Source organism: Pseudomonas sp. CFBP 8758 (assembly GCF_014841725.1).
Classification (GTDB): Bacteria; Pseudomonadota; Gammaproteobacteria; order Pseudomonadales; family Pseudomonadaceae; genus Aquipseudomonas; species Aquipseudomonas baltica.
This window is the reverse complement of sequence record NZ_JACYUK010000002.1, coordinates 410,120-432,437: the sequence shown is the minus strand read 5'-3', so window position 1 is coordinate 432,437 and position 22,318 is coordinate 410,120. Positions and strand designations below refer to the sequence as shown.

Annotated in this window: 24 protein-coding genes and 1 tRNA gene; 5 read left to right on the top strand and 20 right to left on the bottom strand. The window is 62.9% G+C overall.

Annotated elements, in window-relative coordinates; translation table 11 throughout:
* Position 1: 1 nt before the first annotated feature.
* From ybgC to IFT75_RS05745, 9 genes are all read right to left on the bottom strand, one after another.
* Complete coding sequence (ybgC, locus tag IFT75_RS05785) at positions 2–457, bottom strand: tol-pal system-associated acyl-CoA thioesterase (RefSeq protein ID WP_185793944.1); 456 nt, start codon at positions 455–457, stop codon at positions 2–4.
* 140 nt (positions 458–597) lie between these two features.
* The gene (gene ruvB, locus IFT75_RS05780; RefSeq protein ID WP_122479313.1) at positions 598–1,653 is read right to left on the bottom strand and encodes a Holliday junction branch migration DNA helicase RuvB; all 1,056 of its coding nucleotides are present in this window, start codon (positions 1,651–1,653) and stop codon (positions 598–600) included.
* Complete coding sequence (ruvA, locus tag IFT75_RS05775) at positions 1,654–2,262, bottom strand: Holliday junction branch migration protein RuvA (protein WP_122479314.1); 609 nt, start codon at positions 2,260–2,262, stop codon at positions 1,654–1,656. It lies immediately after the preceding gene.
* A 117-nt stretch (positions 2,263–2,379) separates the two neighbouring features.
* Positions 2,380–2,904: a crossover junction endodeoxyribonuclease RuvC gene (gene ruvC, locus IFT75_RS05770; RefSeq protein ID WP_122479315.1), complete on the bottom strand. Its 525-nt coding sequence runs from the start codon at positions 2,902–2,904 to the stop codon at positions 2,380–2,382.
* Positions 2,905–3,064: 160 nt separating this feature from the next.
* Positions 3,065–3,811: a YebC/PmpR family DNA-binding transcriptional regulator gene (locus tag IFT75_RS05765; protein ID WP_122479316.1), complete on the bottom strand. Its 747-nt coding sequence runs from the start codon at positions 3,809–3,811 to the stop codon at positions 3,065–3,067.
* A gap of 105 nt (positions 3,812–3,916) precedes the next feature.
* Positions 3,917–5,692: an aspartate--tRNA ligase gene (gene aspS, locus IFT75_RS05760; protein WP_122479317.1), complete on the bottom strand. Its 1,776-nt coding sequence runs from the start codon at positions 5,690–5,692 to the stop codon at positions 3,917–3,919.
* Positions 5,693–5,793: 101 nt separating this feature from the next.
* A complete protein-coding gene (locus IFT75_RS05755) occupies positions 5,794–6,015 on the bottom strand; it encodes an FmdB family zinc ribbon protein (RefSeq protein ID WP_122479318.1) in 222 nt (73 codons plus the stop codon).
* A gap of 60 nt (positions 6,016–6,075) precedes the next feature.
* Positions 6,076–6,363 carry a ribbon-helix-helix domain-containing protein gene (locus IFT75_RS05750; RefSeq protein ID WP_122479717.1) on the bottom strand — a complete coding sequence of 96 codons (288 nt, stop codon included), beginning with the start codon at positions 6,361–6,363 and terminating at the stop codon, positions 6,076–6,078.
* Positions 6,364–6,680: 317 nt separating this feature from the next.
* On the bottom strand, positions 6,681–7,151 hold the full coding sequence (locus IFT75_RS05745) for a Dps family protein (RefSeq protein WP_090356750.1): 471 nt from the start codon (positions 7,149–7,151) through the stop codon (positions 6,681–6,683).
* A 314-nt stretch (positions 7,152–7,465) separates the two neighbouring features.
* On the opposite strand from IFT75_RS05745, the gene IFT75_RS21490 reads away from it, so the two are divergent.
* The gene (locus IFT75_RS21490) at positions 7,466–8,056 is read left to right on the top strand and encodes a cold-shock protein (RefSeq protein ID WP_049861522.1); all 591 of its coding nucleotides are present in this window, start codon (positions 7,466–7,468) and stop codon (positions 8,054–8,056) included.
* A gap of 63 nt (positions 8,057–8,119) precedes the next feature.
* Here IFT75_RS21490 and IFT75_RS05735 read toward each other — a convergent pair whose 3' ends face one another.
* Both IFT75_RS05735 and IFT75_RS05730 read right to left on the bottom strand, forming a co-directional pair.
* The gene (locus IFT75_RS05735) at positions 8,120–8,326 is read right to left on the bottom strand and encodes a SlyX family protein (RefSeq protein WP_049861523.1); all 207 of its coding nucleotides are present in this window, start codon (positions 8,324–8,326) and stop codon (positions 8,120–8,122) included.
* Complete coding sequence (locus IFT75_RS05730; RefSeq protein WP_192053959.1) at positions 8,323–8,754, bottom strand: HIT domain-containing protein; 432 nt, start codon at positions 8,752–8,754, stop codon at positions 8,323–8,325. Before IFT75_RS05730 ends, IFT75_RS05735 begins: the two co-directional genes overlap by 4 nt.
* A gap of 840 nt (positions 8,755–9,594) precedes the next feature.
* Here IFT75_RS05730 and IFT75_RS05725 point away from each other — a divergent pair.
* The 3 genes from IFT75_RS05725 (at position 9,595) to IFT75_RS05715 (ending at position 13,710) form a co-directional block, all read left to right on the top strand.
* On the top strand, positions 9,595–10,866 hold the full coding sequence (locus IFT75_RS05725; RefSeq protein ID WP_122479320.1) for an OprD family porin: 1,272 nt from the start codon (positions 9,595–9,597) through the stop codon (positions 10,864–10,866).
* A gap of 162 nt (positions 10,867–11,028) precedes the next feature.
* On the top strand, positions 11,029–12,744 hold the full coding sequence (locus IFT75_RS05720) for a proline--tRNA ligase (protein WP_185793946.1): 1,716 nt from the start codon (positions 11,029–11,031) through the stop codon (positions 12,742–12,744).
* 15 nt (positions 12,745–12,759) lie between these two features.
* Positions 12,760–13,710 carry a hypothetical protein gene (locus IFT75_RS05715; RefSeq protein ID WP_185793947.1) on the top strand — a complete coding sequence of 317 codons (951 nt, stop codon included), beginning with the start codon at positions 12,760–12,762 and terminating at the stop codon, positions 13,708–13,710.
* 9 nt (positions 13,711–13,719) lie between these two features.
* Here the strand turns inward: IFT75_RS05715 and dinB are convergent, their stop codons facing one another.
* Positions 13,720–14,784 (bottom strand): DNA polymerase IV, encoded by a 1,065-nt coding sequence (dinB, locus tag IFT75_RS05710; RefSeq protein WP_185793948.1) that lies wholly within the window; start codon positions 14,782–14,784, stop codon positions 13,720–13,722.
* Between the two features lie 254 nt (positions 14,785–15,038).
* Between dinB and IFT75_RS05705 the strand changes: the two genes are divergently transcribed.
* A tRNA-Met gene (locus IFT75_RS05705) sits at positions 15,039–15,115 on the top strand.
* A gap of 65 nt (positions 15,116–15,180) precedes the next feature.
* On the opposite strand, the gene IFT75_RS05700 is transcribed toward IFT75_RS05705, so the two are convergent.
* From IFT75_RS05700 to IFT75_RS05665, 8 genes are all read right to left on the bottom strand, one after another.
* Positions 15,181–15,774 (bottom strand): nucleotidyltransferase family protein, encoded by a 594-nt coding sequence (locus IFT75_RS05700; protein WP_185793949.1) that lies wholly within the window; start codon positions 15,772–15,774, stop codon positions 15,181–15,183.
* A gap of 40 nt (positions 15,775–15,814) precedes the next feature.
* Positions 15,815–16,837: a UDP-N-acetylmuramate dehydrogenase gene (gene murB / locus IFT75_RS05695; RefSeq protein ID WP_342214369.1), complete on the bottom strand. Its 1,023-nt coding sequence runs from the start codon at positions 16,835–16,837 to the stop codon at positions 15,815–15,817.
* Positions 16,838–16,872: 35 nt separating this feature from the next.
* Positions 16,873–17,637, bottom strand: coding sequence for a 3-deoxy-manno-octulosonate cytidylyltransferase (gene kdsB, locus IFT75_RS05690; protein ID WP_185793951.1), 765 nt, complete (start codon positions 17,635–17,637; stop codon positions 16,873–16,875).
* A complete protein-coding gene (locus IFT75_RS05685) occupies positions 17,634–17,819 on the bottom strand; it encodes a Trm112 family protein (RefSeq protein ID WP_122479326.1) in 186 nt (61 codons plus the stop codon). The genes kdsB and IFT75_RS05685 overlap by 4 nt, the downstream gene beginning before the upstream one ends.
* A gap of 25 nt (positions 17,820–17,844) precedes the next feature.
* On the bottom strand, positions 17,845–18,840 hold the full coding sequence (gene lpxK, locus IFT75_RS05680; RefSeq protein ID WP_185793952.1) for a tetraacyldisaccharide 4'-kinase: 996 nt from the start codon (positions 18,838–18,840) through the stop codon (positions 17,845–17,847).
* Positions 18,840–19,268, bottom strand: coding sequence for an ExbD/TolR family protein (locus IFT75_RS05675; RefSeq protein WP_122479328.1), 429 nt, complete (start codon positions 19,266–19,268; stop codon positions 18,840–18,842). The genes lpxK and IFT75_RS05675 overlap by 1 nt, the downstream gene beginning before the upstream one ends.
* The gene (locus IFT75_RS05670; protein ID WP_163007608.1) at positions 19,265–19,900 is read right to left on the bottom strand and encodes a MotA/TolQ/ExbB proton channel family protein; all 636 of its coding nucleotides are present in this window, start codon (positions 19,898–19,900) and stop codon (positions 19,265–19,267) included. The genes IFT75_RS05675 and IFT75_RS05670 overlap by 4 nt, the downstream gene beginning before the upstream one ends.
* 80 nt (positions 19,901–19,980) lie before the next feature.
* A complete protein-coding gene (locus IFT75_RS05665) occupies positions 19,981–22,212 on the bottom strand; it encodes a DNA internalization-related competence protein ComEC/Rec2 (protein ID WP_185793953.1) in 2,232 nt (743 codons plus the stop codon).
* Positions 22,213–22,318 lie beyond the last annotated feature (106 nt).

Here is a 22,318-nt window from a genome sequence, read left to right as displayed (position 1 = left end):
CTTAATCTCCTGCACTGGATTGTTTGCCCAGGCCGCCTGCGTCGGCAAAGGCCGTACGCAAGGCTGGGGGAATGGCCCGGGGTCTGAAGTTATCGGCGCGCACACAGGCCACCATGAACTGCCCTTCGCAGAGCAGCGTTGTATCTTTCACACGCCAGACCTGCTGTTTGAAACGCAGGCTGGCGCGATTCAATTCGGTTATTTCGGCGGTCACCGTCAGCTCGTCGTCCAACCGCGCCGGCGCATGGTAGCGCGCCTCTGCCGAATGCACGACGAACAGCAGGTTCTCACCTGCCAGCTGCGACTGGACGAAACCCAGCGCACGCAGGTGCTCGGTACGAGCCCGCTCCATGAATTTGAGGTAGTTGACGTAATAGACGACGCCGCCGGCGTCGGTGTCTTCGTAATAGACCCGACACTGATGGGCGAACGCCTGAACCCCGTTTTGCGCGCGCATACTCTAGTGCTTACTCCTCAGGTTGCCAATCCGCCCGGGCAACTGTTTTTTCGTCGCGTGTGCAGGCAAGGGCCATGCAAAAGCCGTGTCAGCCCCTAGGACCACGGAAAGCCGAATTAGGTCGCTGTGCGAGGGGCCTTTCATGCGTCGATTTCTTCGGACATGGCATCGCTGCCCGGCATGTCGCCCAGCCGGTTGGGAATGTTCAGACCGAAATGCAGGTAGGCGTGGCGCGTCACGACCCGGCCGCGCGGGGTACGCATGATGTAGCCCTGCTGAATGAGGTAAGGCTCCAGGACGTCCTCGATGGTGTGGCGCTCTTCGCTGATCGCTGCGGCGAGACTGTCGACACCCACCGGCCCACCGTCGAACTTCTCGATCATGGTCAGCAGCAGCCGGCGATCCTGGTGGTCGAAGCCGCGCTCGTCGACGTCGAGCATGTTCAGCGCCAGGTCGGCGATGGGCTTGGTGATGTGCCCCTTGCCACGCACCTGGGCGAAGTCGCGCACGCGGCGCAGCAGGCGATTGGCGATTCGCGGCGTACCGCGGGCGCGGCGGGCGATCTCGAAGGCGCCTTCGTCCTCGATCTCTAGGTTGAGGATATTGCCCGATCGACTGACGATGGTTGCAAGGTCCGCGGTGCTGTAGAACTCCAGGCGCTGGACGATACCGAAGCGGTCACGCAGCGGATTGGTCAGCATGCCTGCCCTGGTGGTGGCCCCGACCAGGGTGAACGGCGGCAGATCGAGCTTGATGGAACGTGCCGCGGGACCCTCGCCAATCATGATGTCGAGCTGGAAGTCCTCCATGGCCGGATACAGGACTTCCTCGACGATGGGCGACAGCCGGTGGATCTCGTCGATGAACAGCACATCGTGGGGTTCCAGGTTGGTAAGCAGGGCAGCCAGGTCGCCCGGCCGTTCCAGTACCGGCCCCGACGTGCTCTTGATCGACACGCCCATTTCCTGGGCGATGATATTGGCCAGGGTCGTCTTGCCCAACCCGGGCGGGCCGAAGATCAAGGTGTGATCCAGGGATTCACTGCGCCCGCGCGCAGCCTGGATGAACAGCTCCATCTGCTCGCGCACGGTGGGCTGGCCAATGTAGTCGGCCAGGCTGAGCGGGCGGATGGCCCGATCCTGTACTTCTTCCCGATCGCGGCCGGTGGCGGCGATCAGACGGTCGGCTTCGATCACTTAGATCATTCCCTTCAACGAGCGGCGGATCAATTCTTCGCTGCTCAGCCCCTTGGCGTCGATGGCCGCCACGGCGCGACTGGCCTCCTGGGGCTTGTAGCCCAGGGAGATGAGCGCACTGACGGCATCGGCTTCGGCGCTGTTGACCGGCGCCGGCCCCTGCGGCCCACTGGGCACCAGCTCGAACATGCTCGGCGTGGTCTGCCAGGCCTTGAAGCGATCCTTGAGTTCGACCAGAAGCCGCTCGGCGGTCTTCTTGCCCACGCCGGGTATCTTCACCAGCGCCGAGGTGTCCTGAGCCTGCACGCAGCGCACGAGTTCGTCGACGTCCAACCCCGACATCAGCGCCAGTGCCAGCTTGGGGCCGACGCCGTTGAGGCGGATCAGCTCACGGAACAGCTCGCGCTCGCGCTTTTCATAGAAGCCATAGAGTAACTGAGCGTCTTCACGCACAACCAGGTGGGTGTGCAGGGTCACGCTTTCGCCGACCGGCGGCAGCCGATAGAGCGTGGTCATCGGCACTTCGAGCTCATAGCCCAGCCCGTTGACGTCGAGAATCAGGTGCGGCGGCTGCTTTTCAGCCAAGGTACCGCGCAGGCGTCCAATCACGTATGAATCCTTTGTCGGAAGGCGCAGTCACGCCCTGTTCATGCGGGCCAGTTCAAGGGCCATCATTACAGGACTGAGGTGAGCTGCAAGCAAAAAAGTTTGAAACGATGTAAGCCGCTACAGGCGCAGGCGCCCACCGCGACTGCGGGCGGCGCTCAGGCCGTGGGGCATGAGGCTGGATCGGGTGTGCGCGTGGGTGAGTGCGATGGCCAGGGCGTCGGAGGCATCGATCTGGGGTTTCTGGGTCAGTTTGAGCAGGTGCATGACCATCATTTGTACCTGTTCCTTGTTGGCCGCGCCGGTGCCGACGATGGCCTGCTTGACCTGGGTGGCACTGTACTCGGCGATCTCCAGCCCCTCCTCCGCCGCCGCGACGATGGCAGCGCCACGCGCCTGGCCCAGTTTCAGGGCCGAGTCGGCGTTGCGCGCCATGAACACCCGCTCGATGCCCATGGTCACCGGACCGTAGGTCTGGATCACCTCACGCACCCCACGAAAAACGATCTGCAGACGATCATGCAGCAGTCCGCCGCCGGTACGAATACAACCCGAAGCCACGTATTCGCACCCGCGGCCGGTTTCACGCACGACGCCAAACCCGGTGATGCGCGAGCCTGGGTCGATTCCAAGAATTAATGTCATAAAGCCTGCAGTAGTGAGAAACACGGCTGACGCCTTCGCGGGTATAACCCGCTCCCACATGGGTGTGCATAGCATGTGGGAACGCTGCGGGCGGCGAGCCATCTACCGGCCAAGAGGCCGGCACTGGTAAAGCATGGCTTAGATGAAACACACGGGCCGATCAGCCAAGCTGCTCCATCACGGCGTCGGATATCTCGGCGTTGGAATAGACGTTTTGCACATCATCCAGATCTTCGAGCATGTCGATCAGCTTCAGCACCTTCTCGGCACCTTCCGCATCGAGTTCGGCACTGGTCGTCGGCGCCATGACGATCTCGGCTTCATCGGCATTGAAACCGGCCGCCTGCAGCGCATTGCCCACCGAGTAGAAGCTGGCGAACGAGGTGAACACGTCCATCGAGCCGTCGCCATGGGTCACGATGTCGTCGGCATCGGCCTCCATGGCCGCCTCCATCAACGCATCCTCGTCCACGCCCGGTGCGAAGGACAACTGCCCCTTGCGCTCGAACAGATACGCCACCGAACCATCGGTGCCCAGATTGCCCCCGCATTTGCTGAACGCATGACGCACGGCGGCAGCGGTGCGATTGCGGTTGTCGGTCATGCATTCGACCAGTACGGCGACGCCACCGGGACCGTAGCCCTCGTAGCTCAGCTCGACCACGTCGTCGCTGCCGGCTGCCCCGGTGCCCCGTGCAATCGCGCGATCGATGATGTCGCGACTCATGTTGGCGCTCAGGGCCTTGTCCAGCGCCAGGCGCAGACGCGGATTGGAACCTGGCTCGCCGCCGCCCTGGCGGGCAGCGACGGTCAGTTCACGAATCCACTTGGTGAAGATCTTGCCCCTCTTGGCATCCTGGCGCTCTTTGCGGTGCTTGATGTTCGCCCACTTGGAATGACCAGCCATAACGCAACTCCAGTTTCTGTGTGTTACCCATACGAACCCTGCCCCTGGCAAGGTTTTTCCACCGCCCAACGCAAGGGCGCATCCGAAGATGCGCCCTGTCAGCAGTTACTCGGCCTTGGGCTGTTCGCGCAGGCGAATGTGCAGTTCACGCAGCGCCTTGGCATCGACCACGCCAGGCGCCTGGGTCATGACGTCGGCGGCGCTCTGGGTTTTCGGGAAGGCGATGACTTCACGGATCGACTGCGCACCGGTCATCAGCATGACCAGACGGTCCAGGCCGAAGGCCAGGCCACCATGGGGTGGTGCACCGTATTTCAGCGCGTCGAGCAGGAAGCCGAACTTCTCTTCCTGTTCCGCAGCTTCGATACCGAGCAGGCGGAACACGGCCTGCTGCATGTCCTTGCGGTGGATACGGATCGAACCGCCGCCCAGCTCGGTGCCGTTGAGGACCATGTCATAGGCGCGCGACAGGGCAGTGGCCGGGTTGGCCTCCAGCTCTGCAGGCGTGCACTTGGGTGCGGTGAACGGATGGTGCAGCGCACTGAAGCTGCCGTCGTCGTTCTCTTCGAACATCGGGAAGTCGACGACCCACATCGGCGCCCATTCGCAGGTCAGCAGGTCGAGATCGTTGCCCAGCTTGATGCGCAGCGCACCCAATGCCTCGCTGACGATCTTGGCCTTGTCGGCACCGAAGAACACGATGTCGCCATCGACCGCGCCAACGCGATCCAGGATCACGTCGAGGTTGGCTTCAGGGATGTTCTTGACGATCGGCGACTGCAGGCCCTCGACCCCCTTGGCGCGCTCGTTGACCTTGATGTAGGCCAGGCCCTTGGCGCCGTAGATGCCGACGAACTTGGTGTAATCGTCGATCTGCTTGCGCGGCATGCTCGCCCCGCCTGGAACGCGCAGTGCGGCAACGCGGCACTTGGCGTCGTTGGCCGGACCGCTGAAGACCTTGAACTCGACATCCTTGAGCTGATCGGCGACGTCGACCAGTTCCATCGGATTGCGCAGGTCGGGCTTGTCCGAGCCGTAGCGGCGCATGGCTTCTTCGAAGGTCATGTGCGGGAAATCGCCGAACTCGACGTCGAGCACTTCCTTGAACAGCTTGCGCACCATGGTTTCGGTGATGCCGATGATTTCGCTCTCGTCGAGGAAACTTGTCTCGATGTCGATCTGAGTGAACTCGGGCTGACGATCGGCACGCAGGTCTTCATCGCGGAAGCACTTGGCGATCTGGTAGTAACGGTCGAAACCGGCCACCATCAGCAACTGCTTGAACAGCTGGGGCGACTGCGGCAGGGCGAAGAAGCTGCCGGGGTGGGTACGGCTGGGCACCAGGTAGTCACGTGCGCCTTCGGGGGTGGCACGGGTCAGGATCGGCGTTTCGACGTCGAGGAAACCGTTTTCGTCGAGGTAGCGGCGAATGCTGGTGGTGATGCGCGAGCGCAGGCGCAGCTTCTCGGCCATTTCGGGACGACGCAGGTCGATGAAGCGATAGCGCAGGCGCGTTTCCTCACCCACGTCGGAGTACTCGTTGAGCGGAAACGGCGGGGTTTCCGCTTCGTTCAGCACTTCGAGCTCGTAGCCCAGCACTTCGATGGCGCCAGACGCCATGTTCGGATTGACTGCGCCGGCGGGCCGCGCACGGACCTTGCCGGTGACCTTGACCACGTACTCGCTGCGCACGCGATCGGCGGCGGCGAAGCTGTCGGCGCGATCGGGGTCGAAGACCACCTGGGCCATGCCTTCACGATCCCGAATGTCGAGGAAGATCACCCCGCCATGGTCGCGACGGCGATGGACCCAGCCGCACAGGGTGATTTCCTGACCTTCCAGGGTCTCGTTCAGTTGGCCGCAATAGTGGCTGCGCATCATAGTAGTGGTTTCACTTCTCGTAATTCATGATTCGATGACGGCGTGTAGCTGGACACGCGGCACCCTGGACATAGTGCAGGAGCAGGCCGGGGCCGGGCAATTCACTCGGCCTTGTCGCCGCCTGCCAGATTCTTCTTGTTGCCGGTCTTGAAATCGGTCTCGTACCAGCCGGTGCCGCTGAGGCGGAAGCCCGGCATGGAAAGCACCTTTTTCAGTTGTGGCGCCTGGCAGGCAGGGCAATCGGTCAAAGGCTCGGCGCTGATCTTTTGAATGACTTCCATCTGATGACCGCAGGAAGCACATTGATAGTCGTACATCGGCATGGGTAGTGTCTCGGCAACCAAATGACCGCGGCGCAAGCGGCGCCAGGGCGAAACGCGGGATTATATCCGGTTAATCGACGCTGCGCAGCCGTCCAAGGTAACAGACGACGTTCGATCACGTCCCATCAAGTAGGTGACACAGACTACCCGCACCAGTCCGCTGAAATTCTTGACGCCGCCATGGCGCAGGTGCACTTCGCGGTCGACGTAGGAAAGCAGCGCGTTCACCGTGCATTCATTGGCCAGGGCGATGCGCTCGAGAATCTCCCAGTAGATCCGTTCCAGGCGCAGGCAGGTGGCGAAACCGTTCAAGCGAACCGAACGCGAGACAGGCCTGGCCAGGCCCATGTCGAAGTTGTCCGAGTAGGGATCGACGGCAAGCTTGCTCGATCGATCGAGCTGGCGCGCCCGGGTGACGATGATGTTCCGTTCCATGGATCAGTGCTTCCTTGATGATCGCCCCTCCAACCCTGGAGGTGTGCTGACGGATCTATGGAAGCGTATCGGCGAACGATGACGACAGGGGAATACGGAAGTGCATACGTACGAAGAGCGGCGTCGTTGGGTAGGAGCGAACCCCCGCACCCAGGCCGGTGGCAAGCGGGAAAAGCTGGATCGACACGGCGGGCGCAGCAGTGCAAAAGGCGCCGCCGTGTCGCCAGGGATCAGCCTTCGAGCAGCGAACGCAACATCCAGGCAGTCTTCTCGTGCACCTGCATGCGCTGGGTCAGCAGGTCGGCCGTCGGCTCGTCGCTGACCTTGTCCAGCAGCGGGAAGATACCGCGGGCCGTGCGGGTAACGGCTTCCTGGCCTTCGACCAGTTGCTTGATCATGTCCTGGGCCGAGGGCACCCCTTCCTCTTCCTTGATCGAAGACAGGCGGGCATAGACCGAATAGGCGCCAGGCGCGGGAAAACCGAGGGCACGGATACGCTCGGCGATGGAGTCCACGGCCAGCGCCAGTTCGGTGTATTGCTCTTCGAACATCAGGTGCAGGGTACGGAAAGCCGGGCCGGTCACGTTCCAGTGGAAGTTGTGCGTCTTGAGGTACAGGACGTAGGTGTCGGAAAGCAGACGGGACAGGCCGTCCACGATCGATTTGCGATCTTCTTCGCTGATGCCGATATCGATTGCCATGTGATGTCCTTGATGACGATGAATGTATACCACCACGGGTGGATGCCCACTTTACCAAGACCCATCGACCCACGCAGCTCCGGCCTCGGGCAAGTTGCGCAGGCTATCCGCCCGACGGCGTCGGGCGCCGCTCTGGCCGATTTGAGAAGGATCGGGCTTTGCTGTTAAATAGACCGCGTGCCGCCGGGGCGATTCATCAAGCCGTGGCGCATAGGCTGATCCCTGCAGATGCTCGGCAATTATTGTCACCCCAACGCTGTGCTTGTTGCGGTATCAGCTCTTCCTGATGCCTGATCTTAGAGTGAGCCAATCAAATGTTGAAAATCGTCCACCTCCTGACGGGCGCAGCGGCCGTGCTGTTGTCGTTCATACCAAGCCTGCGGGCCGATGTAGCGCCTTACCTGCAACAACCCGACGCAATCTACCTGGCGCTGTTCGGTCTGCTCAACCTGCTTTTGGCTCCAGTGATACCGCGCTGGAACAAAGGCCCACGTCATCTGTTGCAAAATCTGGTCAGTGTGCTGCTGGTTGCCTCGGTGATCACCCAGACCCTGACGTTGCTGGTGCCGCTGCCGGCCATCGGCATCCTGCCGGGCCTGTTGTGCGCACTGCTCGCGTGCCTGGCGCACCTGTCGATCAGCTTCTACCGCGCGTCACCGGCACCCAGCGCCGTGCAGTACGACATGACCAACCGCGATACCGGTACGGTGAAGTGGTTCAACACGTCGAAGGGCTTCGGCTTCATTTCGCGTGATTCGGGCGACGACATCTTCGTGCATTTTCGTGCCATTCGTGGTGAAGGCCATCGCGTGCTGGTCGAAGGTCAACGGGTCGAGTTCTCGGTCATGAACCGTGACAAGGGTCTGCAGGCCGAAGACGTGATTGCGGCATCGCCACGTCGCTGACTCTATAGAGGCAATAAAAAAACGCGGGCACTGCCCGCGTTTTTCATTGCCGCGAAAAAGGCTTCAGTAATGCGGCGGTGGCGCCTCCTGGGTAGCCGTTTCGAACTGGCCGACCATTTCTTCCTGACGCTTGAGCAGCGCGGCCAACTGCATCTGCAGGCGCTCGATCGCCCGCTGTTGCAGGATCAGTTCGTCGCTGAGCGAAGACAGGGTGTCATCCTGAAAAGCCAGACGTGTCTCCAGCTCCATCACGCGATCTTCCAGGCTCATGCCCTGCCCTCCGTGAAAACGAAATCGGTGCCCAGCACGCCTGCCAGCCTTTGGCGAACCGCCACCAATTGCTCGGCAGTGTAAGGCATGGACGGCAGCTTGCCCCACACGGGCGCAGGCCAGGCCGCGTCGGCCCGGTAGCGAACGATCACGTGCATGTGCAACTGACTCACGACATTGCCCAGGGTTGCGATGTTGATCTTGTCGGCGCCATAGTGCTGGTGAAGCAACTTTGCCAATGCATTGGTTTCGCTCCACAGCACTTCACGGTCTGCGTCATCGAGTTCGAACACCTCGGTGATCTCCGGCCGTCGCGGCACCAGGATGAACCAGGGATACCTGGCGTCATTACTGAGCAGCAGGCGACAAAGTGCGAAGTCACCGATGACATGAGCGTCTCCGGCAAGTCGGGCATCCAGGCTGAACACGGGCGTTCTCCACAGGAAGGAATGGGGGATCGAGGCATGGCCGCGAATCATCGAATGCCAAGGATAGCGTGCCTGATCGGTTTTTTCCGAACCCACCGGCATCAACTCGATATGCCTGCAACCGGCGCATCTCGCACCGAGTCGTAAGGGAAGCACGGTTTTGGTGCCTTCCGCCCCAGGATCGCCCGCGGCATCAGGGCTTGCAGAACCGCCTTTCGCTGCAGTTCACGCGCTTTATGCAGTACCGCGCGTAACTGCCTGACAAGCGGTCCTTCTTTACGTGGGCACAGCGTTGCCAATTCCTGTCGGTGGTCTAGCCTTGCCATTCAGGACGTCACCTTTCGCACCAAAAAGGTCCACCAGGGAAGGTCTCGGTGCATGAAGGCCTCGCAATCTACCCACTCTTGTCACCCTGCGGTAACGTTTGCGCCGCGAAACAGGATTCACTCGCACAGCGGTATTCGTTACCGAGGAAAGCAGGAATGGCCCGATGCGCCGGTTTTACGCGGGCTTGGCCGAACCACTGGAAGAAAAGTGAAAAATATGTGAACTGCTGGCACGTTTGTGCACGCTTGTTGCATTCATCCCAGCACGGTCACCGGGGACGTGGGAAGACGAAACCGGAACAAACGGAAACAGTGAATCAATGACGCACGTTAGTGCAGGCACACAACCCAAGTGTGGTTGTAAGCCTGGACATGCAACAGCGGACTTGAAGTATCGCCAACATGACCGGCGTGGTATACGTTCCGCGCCGTCATAAAAAGAAAGAACTGCCTCAGATAAAAAAACAGGTGAGGCAGTGGTTACTCTTCTTAAAAACCAAAGGAGCAAATCACGATGCGCGTGATGAAGTGGAGCATGATCGCACTGGCTGTAACAGCCGGCACCTCGCAGTTGGCTTTGGCCTCCGCCCAGGACGAGTCCAAGGGTTTCGTGGAAGACAGCACCCTGAACCTCAAGCTGCGTGCCTTGTACATGAACCGTGACTACAAGCACGGCGCAGGCAACCCTACCGCAGGCAGCGACAAGGGCTATCGTGAAGACACTGGCCTTGGCGCCCAGATGTTCTACGAATCGGGCTTCACCCAAGGCACCATCGGTGCCGGTGTCGATGCAATGGGCTTCGGTTCGGTACGCCTGGACGGCGGTACCGGTCGCCGCAGCAACGGCCTGTTCGCAGCCGACGACGAAGGCAACCTGGAACACAGCCAGACCAAGGGCGGAGCGGCCGTCAAGTTCCGCTTCTCCAACACCGTACTCAAATACGGCCAGCAGATCGTTGCCAGCCCGGTCTTCGCGACCGATGACGGCCGTCTGTTGCCTGAAGTCGCTACCGGCACGTCGATCACCAGCAACGAAATCGACAACCTGACCCTGAACATCGGTCGCTTCACCTCGATGAGCGCGCAGACCGGCATGGGTCACGACTCCCTGGGCCTGAAGTCCGCCGACATCGCCGGCGCCACCTACGCCTTCACCAAGAACTTCACCGGTACGGTCGCTGCGTCCGACGTGGAAGATTACTGGAAGCGTCAGTACGTCAACCTGAACTACACCCTGCCGATCGACGACCTGCAGTCGCTGAACTTCGACTTCAACGCCTATCGCACCAAGAGCCAGGGCGAAGATCTGGGCGGCGACGTCGACAACAAGATCTGGAGCACCGCGGTTGCCTATAGCCTGGGCGCGCACAAGTTCACCCTGGGCTACCAGCGCAGTTCCGGCGACACCGGCTACGCCTACGGCGTGGACGGCGGCGGCACCGTGTTCCTGAACAACTCCGTTCAGTACTCCGACTTCGTCGGCGCCGAAGAGAAATCGTGGCAGGTTCGCTACGACATCAACATGGCAACCTACGGCGTACCCGGCCTGAGCTTCATGACTCGCTACATCACTGGCGACAACATCGAAGCCAGCAACGGCGAAGAAGGCAAAGAGCACGAGTGGGACTTCGAAACCAAGTACGTGGTTCAGCAAGGCCCGATCAAGGACATGTCCTTCCGCCTGCGTAGCGCCATCTACCGCGCCAACAACGCCTACGATGCCGACTACGGTCCGTCGAACAACGACCTGCGTTTCATCGTCGAGTACCCTCTGAGCATCATGTAACCGCCCAGCAGGTCGCTTCACCTCGAAAAGCCCGGCTCTGCCGGGCTTTTCTGCGTCTGGACGGCAACGCCCGGCAAAGCCCGGCCCTACGCCTGTACGTCGCCCAATCACCCCCGTACAATGCCAGACCTCGATAAAATTTCGCGAAGACAACGGTCAACCATGCGCACCAGTCAATATCTGCTCGCCACACAGAAAGAAACCCCTTCCGATGCGGTCGTGATCAGCCATCAGCTGATGCTGCGTGCCGGCATGATCCGCAAGCTCGCTTCGGGCCTGTACACATGGTTGCCGATGGGTCTTCGGGTGATGCGCAAGGTTGAGCGGATCGTGCGCGAGGAAATGGACGCCGCCGGCGCTCTCGAAGTGCTCATGCCCGGCATCCAGCCGGCCGAACTGTGGCAGGAGTCGGGACGCTGGGAGCAGTACGGTCCCGAGTTGCTGCGCCTCAAGGACCGCCACGACCGTGACTTCTGCGCCGGCCCCACCCACGAAGAAGTCATCACCGACCTGATGCGCAACGAGCTCAACAGCTACAAGCAGTTGCCCATCAATCTCTACCAGATCCAGACCAAGTTCCGTGACGAGATCCGTCCGCGCTTCGGCCTGATGCGCGGTCGCGAGTTCATCATGAAGGATGCGTACTCCTTCCACGCCGACCAGCCCTCGCTGCAGGCCACCTATGACCGCATGCACCTGGCCTACAGCAACATCTTCACCCGCCTGGGCCTGAAATTTCGCGCAGTGGAAGCCGACAACGGCTCCATCGGCGGCGCCGGCTCCCACGAATTCCATGTGCTGGCAGAGTCCGGCGAAGACGACATCGTCTTCAGCGATACGTCCGACTACGCAGCCAACATCGAGAAGGCCGAGGCGATCCCCCGTGAAACCGAGCGTGGCGCCGCACTCGAGGAACTGCGCCTGGTCGACACGCCCAACGCCAAGACCATCGCCCAACTGGTGGAAAACTTCGGCCTGCCGATCGAGAAGACCGTGAAGACGCTGGTGGTCCACGCCGCCGAAGAAGGCAAATTGATTGCCTTGATCATCCGTGGCGATCACGAGCTGAACGAGATCAAGGCCGCCAACCAACCGCTGGTTGCCAATCCGCTGGTCATGGCCAGCGAAGCGGAACTGCGTGATGCCATCGGCGCGGGCGCAGGCTCCCTGGGCCCAATGAACCTGCCCCTGACCTGCATCATCGATCGCTCGGTAGCTTTCATGAGCGACTTCGCCGTGGGCGCCAACATCGACGACAAGCATTACTTCGGCGTCAACTGGGAGCGCGATCTGCCCCTCCCGGAGATTGCCGATCTGCGCAACGTGGTCGACGGCGACACCAGCCCGGATGGCCAGGGCACCCTGACCATCAAGCGCGGTATCGAGGTGGGTCACATCTTCCAGCTGGGCACCAAGTACAGCGAAGCCATGAAGTGCCAGGTGCTGGGTGAGAACGGCAAGCCGGTGACCTTGGCCATGGGCTGCTACGGCATCGGTGTGTCGCGCGTGGTGGCCGCTGCCATCGAGCAGAACAACGATGCTGGCGGCATCATCTGGAGCGATACCCTGGCGCCTTTCCAGGTCGCCCTGGTGCCGTTGCGCTACGAAACCGAGCAAGTGCGCGAAGCCACCGACCGGCTGTACGCGGAATTGACCGAGGCGGGCTTCGAAGTGCTGCTGGACGACCGCGACAAGAAAACCAGCCCCGGGATCAAGTTCGCCGACATGGAGCTGATCGGCATTCCCCATCGGATCGTCATCAGCGACCGTGGCCTGGCCGAAGGCAACCTGGAATACAAGAGCCGTACCGAGGAAGCCGCACAGGCCTTGCCTGTCGACGACGTCCTGTCTTTCATCCAGGCTCGCGTGCGCCGCTGACAGATTCGAGAAACCATGTTCAAGCGAACTACCTTGGCCTTCGGTGGTGCTGCCCTGTGCAGCACCCTGCTGGTCAGTGGCTGTGCCAACCAGATGTCGCAGCGCAACGAACACGAAGAGCGCATCGAGCGCAAGCTGCTCGAACACAGCGTGCAGATCGACCTGGGCAAGCCCGAGGTGCTGCAGACGCCGCAACGTCGCGTGCGCATTCGCGAACTGAAGGATTTCGAGGTCACGGCGTTCGAGACCACACGTCACTACGACCGCTACACACCCTATCAACCCTGGCGTGAAGTCTACGAGATTCCGCTAGGGGTGGTGGCCGTGGTCGCCGGCGTCGGCGCCAACGTGGTGAACGTGGCGACCTTCGGCAGCCTGCCCGACAGCGTGACCAAGGACTGGGTCAGCTATGGTTTCGCCGGACTCAATCCGTTCATGAACGTGCAGTCCAACGGCCGTGCCGAGCAGAACCTTGCCGGTATCGACGAGGTGCAGACCGACAGGCGCGTGGAGCACGACAGCACGCCATGGAGCGAGCGGCCTGTACAAGTGGGCACCGGCCGCAAGACCTATGACCTGGAAACCGACGCCAACGGTGTGTTGCGCATCAACCTGCTCGACAACCCGTTTGCGGAACAGGATCTGACCCACGTCACACGTCTGCAACTGAGCGTGGTGGACGAGGAAACCCAGACCCGGGCCAGCGCCCTGCTGCCGGTGAGCCCGGACCTGCGCGGCAAACTGGCCGAAGCGCACACGCTGATCTTCGACGACCTGGAAGGTGACGAGATCGGTCAGTGGGTGTATCGGGTCAAGCGCCTGGCCGAACTGGGCCTGGAAGACGAAGCCAGCGAACTGGAACAGAGCCTGATCGAGCTGACCCGCAACGACCCCGAATTGCAGCAGGATTTCCTCAAGTCGCTGCGCAGGGACACCGGCCGACTGGTCGCCGATCCCGGGACCTGAGCCAGCCGGTCAGCCGTCGCTGAACAGTTCCAGCTGCTCGTGGGCCCCACGCAGGTCCAGCAGGCGCGCGCCGATGCCCAACAGGCGCACCGGCTTGCCGCCACGGGCGAAGGCCTGACCCAGTAGCTGCCGGTAGCTTTCCAGGTCCCTGCCCGCCCCTGCCTGTTCCAGGGTGGTCTGGGTAAAGTCGTGAAACTTCACTTTGACGAAAGGCTTGCCCGGACGATAGCTGCTGTCGATCCGGTCGATGCGCTCGGCCAGGGTCTGCATCAGCTCTGGAAGCTTGTCCAGGCAACTGGCCAGATCCGGCAGGTCCGTCTCGTAGGTGTTTTCCACGCTGATGGACTGGCGCCGACTGTCGTTCTGCACCACACGCTCGTCGATGCCCCGTGCCAGGCTGTAGAGACGCTCGCCAAAGCTGCCGAATTCGCGCACCAGCGCCAGCTTGGTCCATTCACGCAGTTCCAGGCAGCTGTCGATCCCCAGGCGGGCCAGCTTGTCGGCGGTGACCTTGCCTACGCCATGCAGCTTGGTGACCGGCAAGGCGGCGACGAAGTCTTCGATCTGTGCCGGGGTGATGACGAACAGGCCATCCGGCTTGCGCCAGTCGCTGGCAATCTTGGCCAGAAATTTGTTCGGCGCCACCCCCGCCGAAACCGTGATGTGCAGGCGCTTGGATACCTTGCGCCGGATGTCCTGGGCAATTCGCGTGGCGCTGCCGGAAAAATGCGGGCAGTCGGAAACGTCGAGGTAGGCCTCGTCCAACGACAGCGGCTCGATCAGGTCGGTGTATTCGCGAAAAATCCCCTGAATCTCCCGCGACGCTTCTTTATAGGCATCCATGCGCGGTTTGACGATGGTCAGGTCAGGGCACAGCTTGAGCGCGTGCCGCGAGCTCATGGCTGAACGCACACCATAGGCGCGGGCTTCATAGTTGCAGGTGGCGATCACCCCGCGACGCTCCGCCGAGCCGCCGACGGCCAGTGGCTTGCCGGCCAGCCGGGGGTCGTCACGCATTTCGATGGCGGCATAGAAGCAGTCACAGTCGACATGGATGATCTTGCGCTGCGTCATGGTCTGGGCGGGGTACCAAGCTGGTAAAAGATCGTACAAAAACAACGGTATTATCTCACTCGCAGCGATAAGCGCCATGGCCAAAGCCCGGCGCGCATTCTTTTGCCCATCGACAAATCCCCCCAATACCGCTGGAAGCCCCGCCCCGCCTGACTCGTAGCACTATCGGCAAAGCTAAGCGATTGATGGAAAAGAGTTTTCTTGAAATCAGGGTTTGACAAGCAGGCGCTGCGCTGTAGAATAGCCCACACAGACGCGGGATGGAGCAGTCTGGTAGCTCGTCGGGCTCATAACCCGAAGGTCGTCGGTTCAAATCCGGCTCCCGCAACCAAACAACGAAGAAGGCCACTTGAAAAAGTGGCCTTTTTTGTTGCCTGCAATTTGTTCGCCGACCTGTTACCCCACGAGGTCGCCTGGCCGATCCACATCGCGATAGATCCCTGGGTCGTCGCACGCCACCCGCTGCGTGTGTGCCTCGGCGAACAATCGTCGAGCCCCCTGATCACCCTGCAGCGACAGCAACTGCTCACGAAAGGTGCGGCCAAAGCCTACCGGGTGCCCGTGACCCTGAGCGCCATGGGCAACGCAGATACGCTCCGGCGCCATGCACTGGCTTACCCTGGCGAACGTTGCGGGAGTCACGAACGGCATGTCGCCCAGGCACACCAGCCAGCCATCGGCATCCAGACTGGCTTCGACACCCGTGCGCAGGCTGTCGCCCATGCCTGCGGAGTCGAGCAATACCACCTCGCAGCCGTAGGTTTCGGCCAGCTGTATCAGCTGCGTCTTGTGCGCACGGGTGACCAGCACACGCCGCTCGAGCGTATCACCGAGGTTGCGCATCACCTGTTCGATGACGCTGCGCTCGATGCCGTCCAGCCCGCTGCACCGTGCAAGCAGTTTGTCGCTGCCCTGCCCTGCGGCGTCCTGGAAACGGCGCCCTTGCCCTGCAGCGAGAATCAAGGCACAGGGGGCGGTGATGGCTGACATGGGGGTAAGCTCCGATAGTCACGATGCGCCGTACGGACGCTCAATACAGATTGGGTTCCATCTCCAGCACCACACCGAAGCGTGACTGGATATCGTCCTGGATCCGCTGGGCCAGGGCATGCAGCTGCTTGCCCGATGCATTGCCGTGATTGACCAGCACCAATGACTGCAAGCGGTGCACGCCGGCGTCGCCCTCGCGATGGCCCTTCCAGCCGGCGCGCTCGATCAGCCAACCCGCCGCCAGTTTGTACAGGCCATCGGCCTGGGGATAGGCAACCACATCGGGATGCTCGCTGCGAATGGCGTCCAGCACCGAGGCGGTCACGACCGGGTTCTTGAAGAAGCTGCCGGCATTGCCCAGCTCGGCAGGGTCGGGAAGCTTTTCTCGACGGATGCTGCAGATGGCGGCGCTGACGTCGGTGGGCGTCGGGTGCTGGATACCCTGTTCGGCCAGCCGCTGACGCACTGGGCCGTAGTCCAGATGCACCGGCGCGGAACGTGAAAGCGTGAAGCGCACGCGCAGGATCACCCAGCGGCCGGGCTGGCGCTTGAACAGGCTGTCGCGATAGCCGAATGCGCATTCGGCGGCGCTGAAGTCGCGTATCTGCAACGTATCCCGGTCAAGCGCAGTGAGGCCGGCGAACACGTCTTTGATCTCGACGCCGTAGGCACCGATGTTCTGCATCGGCGCCGCACCCACGGTTCCAGGAATCAGGCTGAGGTTTTCCAGGCCCGCCAGACCCCGTTCCAGCGTCTGCAATACGAAGGGATGCCACGGCTCGCCGGCTTCGGCTTCCAGCAGCACCTGATCACCGGCCTCTGCGAGCACGCGCACGCCGCGGCTGGCCATGCGCACCACCAGTACGTCGGAGAGGTCGGCGGTCAGCAACAGGTTGCTGCCACCACCGATCACCAGCGCACGCAGACCGTTCGTGGTGGCCCAGGCCAAGGCCTGGATCAGCTCGATATCGTCATGCACCGCGACCAGAAACGCCGCCTTCACCTCGATACCAAAGGTGTTGTACGGCTTGAGCGACTGATTGGCGCGAATGTCCAGGTTCACCAGCTCACCTGCCGGAACGTTGCCATGGGCTGCCATCAAGCCTCCAGCAGGCGCCGTACGCGCTCCAGGTCTTGCTCGGTGTCGACACCGGCGGGCGGCGCCTGCACGGCATCGGCCACATGGATGCGTACCCCGTGCCAGAGCGCACGCAGCTGCTCGAGGCGCTCGGTGTTTTCCAGCCAGCACGGGCCCCACTGCACGAAGTCCTGCAGAAAGCCGGCACGGTAGGCATAGATACCAATGTGACGACGGTAGGGCACCTGAGCCGGGAGGGCATCGCGATCGTTGGCGAACTCGTCGCGCGCCCACGGCAGCGGTGCTCGGCTGAAGGTCAGCGCCAGGCCGTTCAGGTCGGTGACCACCTTGACCACATTGGGGTTGAACAACGCTTCCACGTCCGTGATCGGCTCGGCCAGGGTTGCCATGGCGGCCTCGTGGCTGGCAGCGAGATTGGCCGCCACCTGGTCGATGACCACGGGCGGAATCAACGGCTCGTCGCCTTGCACGTTGACCACGATGGACTCGGCATCCAGCCCCAATGCCTGGCATACCTCGGCCAAACGGTCGGTGCCCGATTCGTGGTCGGGGCGAGTCATCACCACTTCGGCGCCGAAGGCACGGCAGGCGGACTCGATGCGGCCATCGTCGGTGGCGACCACTACCCGTGCAGCCGAACTCTTGCAGGCCTGTTCCCAGACATGCTGGATCATCGGCTTGCCGGCGATCATCTGCAGTGGCTTGCCCGGCAGGCGGGTCGACTGGTACCGCGCGGGTATCACTACGGTGAAAGCCGTGCTCATTTATCCAGGCGCTCGTCGTCGGTCAGGGTCCGCGCTTCGGTTTCCAGCATCACCGGAATGCCGTCGCGGATGGGATAGGCCAGGCCAGCGCCCTTGCTGATCAGCTCGCGCTTGTCGGCGCTGAGCTTGAGCGGACCCTTGGTGATCGGGCAGGCGAGGATATCGAGCAGTTTGGTGTCCATGGAAAAATCCTTCAGGGCAAGGGGATCAGGGCAAAAGGCTGGTCAGGCGCTGGTCGAGCCAACCGATGAAATGGGGCGAAGGCTGGGCGTCGACGGCCAGGTACCACCAATCCGCAGCGGCGAACTCGCGGCACTTCACGGCATCTTTCTCGGTCATGACCACGGGCAACGGTGGCTCGAAACACAGGGCCTGCGGCGTTAACCGGGCATGATCGGCGAAAGCGTGAGCGACAGGCTGCCAGTGTAGCGCCTGCAAGGTGTCGAAGAAACGTTGCGGATTGCCGATCCCGGCCACGGCGTGTACTGCCTGCCCTGGCGGGAAGTGACTCAACGGCCGGCGCTCGCCGCTGCGCACGTGGATCAGCGCCCGGGCTTGCAAGGTCAGGCCGTAGCCTTGCGCCGAATCGCCGGCGGCACCGTTGCACAGCACAGCATCGACCGACTGCAGGCGCTCGACTGGCTCGCGTAACGGGCCGGCGGGCAGGCAGCGACCGTTGCCCAGCCCGCGCGCCGCGTCGATCAGCACCAGTTCGATGTCGCGCGCCAGGCGGTAGTGTTGCAAGCCATCGTCGCTGAGCACCAGGTCCACAGGCTCGGCTTCGAGCAGCGCACGTACGGCACGGCCACGGTCGGGGTCGATCACCAGCGGCACCCCGCTGCGCCGCACGATCAGCAACGGCTCGTCGCCCGCCTGGGCAGCGTCCTGATCGGCGCGGACCCGCCATGGCAGGCTCGGTGGCCTGGCGCCGTAGCCGCGACTGACCACGCCAACGCGCAGGCCGCGCGCCTGGCAGTGCTCGATCAGCCAGAGGATCATCGGGGTCTTGCCGGTGCCACCCACGGTGATGTTGCCGACCACCAGCACCGGCACCGGGGCGCGGTAGATTGCGCCCTGCCCGGCCTCGAATCGCCGACGCTTACGCGCCACGACACTGCGATACAGACATTCCAGCGGACGCAACAGCCACAGCGCGCGATGACCGGCATACCAGGCGGCGGACAATCGGTCGGCGAAGCTCATCAGGGATTCGCCTGCGCCTCGACGGTGATCATGCTGATCTGGCTGAAACCCAGCTTGCCGGCCGCGTCCATTGCGCTGATGACCGCTTGATGTGGCGTCTTGCCGTCGGCGCTGATCGACAGTGGCAGCGAGCTGTCACCGGCCGATGCGGTACGCAGGGCGTCGAGCAGGGTCGGCAGGTCGCTTTTCGGTAGCAACTGGTTGTTCACCGCATAGACGCCTTCGGCGCTGATGGCGATGTCGATGCGTTTGAGGTTGCTGGCCTGTTCCGGCGCGCCGTTCACCGCTTCCGGCAGCTCGACACGCAGCTGGGTTTCGCGGGTGAACGTGGTGGTGATGACGAAAAACAGCAACAGCACGAACACGACGTCTATCAGCGAGATCAGGTTGAGCTCGATGTTTTCCCGACTGCGACGACGAAACTTCACGCTTTTTCCTCGGCCAGGTCGACCTCGCGATCACCCTGCACGACTTCCACCAGTTTGATGGCTTCCTGCTCCATGCCCACCACCAGCTCGTCGATGCGCCGTTGCAGCAGGCGATGGAAGAACAGCGCCGGGATCGCGACGATGAGGCCGGAAGCCGTGGTGACCAGCGCTTTGGAGATACCGCCTGCCATGACACCGGGGTTACCGCTGACGGCGCCTCCGGTGAACGAGCCGAAGATCTCGATCATGCCGATCACCGTGCCGAGCAGACCCAGCAGCGGCGCCATGGCGGCAATGGTGCCCAGGGTACTGATGTAGCGTTCCAGCTCGTGGATGACCCGGCTGGCCGCCTCCTCGATGCTTTCCTTCATGATTTCGCGGCCATGGCGTGAATTCGCCAGGCCAGCCGCGAGGATCTCGCCAAGCGGCGAGTGGGCACGCAACTCCTTGAGCTTTTCCTTGCTCAGCTGTTTGTCTTTCTTCCAGCGCCAGACCTGGCCGACCAGGTGGGCAGGCGCAACACGGCTGGCACGCAAGGTCCACAAGCGCTCGGCGATGATAGCCAGGGCGACGATGGAGCTCACTATGATTGGCAACATCATCCAGCCGCCAGACTTAACCAATTCCCACACAGGTACGATCCCCTCGAAAAAGTTCGCCACTCTACCATAGGGGTGAGGCGCGTCGAAGCGTGCGATGACCGTTGGAAAGCTCAGGGGTGGTCGGGTGCCTCGCGCCAGAAACGTCGCTGGGAGCGCTGCCGCTGCACCGGGCCAAAGGTACCCAGGCGGACACGCAACGCGCCGTCCTCGGCGGTGTCGTGGGTGGCGATGCCCAATGCCTGAAAACGCGCCAGTACGGAGGCATGGGGATGGCCGAAGGTATTGCCATGCCCCCTGGAGATCAACGCTGCCTGTGGACGCACTGCATCCAGCAAGGGCTTGCTCGATGACGTCCGGCTGCCGTGGTGCGGCACCTGCAACCAGTGCGCCTGAACCGGCAAACCGCTCGCGACCAAAGCTTTTTCGGCCGCCGCGTCGATGTCGCCGCTGAGCAGCAGGCGCTCGCCATTGGCTTCGACCCAGAGTACGCACGAGGCGGGATTGCCGGGCACGGCCGACGGCCAGCGCCACAAGACGAACTTCACCTTGTCCCACTCCCAACTGCGCCCGGGCTCGCAAGGCTGCGCCTGCCACGCGGCGGGCAAAAGGTCGGGCTCACCGGCCAGCGTCTGGTCGACCGGCAGGCGTCGCATAACGGTGCCAGCACCACCGGAATGATCGAGGTGCGCATGACTGATGATCATCGCATCCAGGCGCCGCACGCCCAGGGCTACCAGGCTGGGCACCACCACACTGGCGCCGGCGTCGATTTCGCCCAGGCCGGGACCGGTGTCGTAGAGCAACTGGTGGTGGGCGGTGCGCACGAGCACACCCAGCCCCTGGCCGACATCCAGCACCCAGATATCGGCCTGGCCCACGGGCGGTGCCTGACGCGGGCTGAACAACAGCAGCCCGGCCATCGGCACGCCCAACCAGCGCAATGGAATACCGGCCGGCAGCAACAGCAGCAGCACGCCGATGACCAGCACCAGCCATACCCCGGGCGACAGCCCCGGCGGCAGCCAGGAAGGCCCCCACTCGGCGGCCCAGGTCAGCCATTGAAACAGGCCGCGCAGTGCGCCTCCGGCCAGCCACAGCAGGGTTTCGCCCACCCAGGGCACTGGCAGCAGCACGGCACCGGCCATGGCCACCGGCAGCACCAGCAGACTGATCCAGGGCACGGCCAGCAGATTCACCAGCGGCCCGCTGATACTCACCGGCAACGCCAAGGCCACCATCACCGGCAGCAGACCCACCGCCACGCAGCACTGCGCGCGCGTCCAGGCCTGCCACCAGCGCCAACCGCCCAGACGTCCGGAAAACGTCAGCAGCAGCACTCCCACCGCGCAAAACGACAGCCAGAATCCCGGCTGCAGGCTGACCAGGGGGTCGACCAGCAAGACCGTGGTGAATGCCAGCAGCAGCGGCGACCACACGCCCAGGTGGCGGAAGCGCAGCCGCCACAACAGCACCAGGGCGATCATGATGCAGGCTCGGCGTACCGGCACCTGGAAGCCGGCCAACAGCCCATACGCCAACGCGCCGGTGAACGCAAATGCGCAGGCGCAGGGCAACCAGGGCCAACGCGCCGGCCAGACACCGAGTTTTGCCAACAGGGCAACCAGGCCATACAGCAACCCCGCAAGCAGGCCGACGTGCTGGCCGGAGATAACCAACAGATGCACGGTCCCCGTGGCCTGGAGAACGTCCCACTGCTGGCGGGACACGCCCGAACCGTCGCCCAGCAGCAAGGCGGCGAGCGTGCCGCCCTGCTGCTGGCTGTCCACAGCCAGCAGCCGCTGGCGCACGCCATCGCGCCAGGCCAGACGGGCCGCCCGCACCCGCTGGCCGGCCTTGACGCTGCCGGTGGCGCCGATGCCCTTGGCCAGGGCCCAGGCCTGGGCGTCGAAACCTCCGGGGTTGACCAATGCCCGCGGCCGCTTGAGTTTCACGGCCAGCCGCCAACGCTCGCCGCTGACGACCCGCGGGCCGCCATACCAGGCCAGGCGCAGGTGCGACGGTAGCTGCGCACGGCGCGACCAGGCCTCGGCCAGTTCGAAGCGCACCGTGCTGCCGTTGGTTGCCGGCAGGCCCACCACCTCCCCTTCGAGCCACAGGGTTTGTCCGTCCAGCGCCGCCACCAACTGGCCGTTCGTCGCCCAATGAGCGTGCAGGCAGGCCCAGCACAGACCCAGCAGGAAAAGCCCGCAATGCCAGCGGCGCACTGCCAGCAACAACACCCCGCCCGCGCTCATGCCTACCAACCAACCCAGCGACGGAAGCGCCGGCAGCCAACGCAGACACACCATCCCGGTCGCCAACGCCAACATCGCTGTGCGCATACCTTCCTCCCTGGAAAAACCGCCGGGCAAGGCTAAGGGCAAACGGGCCGCGTCGCGCCTTATCAAATGTCACAAAGTCTGAGCTCGGACTTCAGGCAACTTGTGC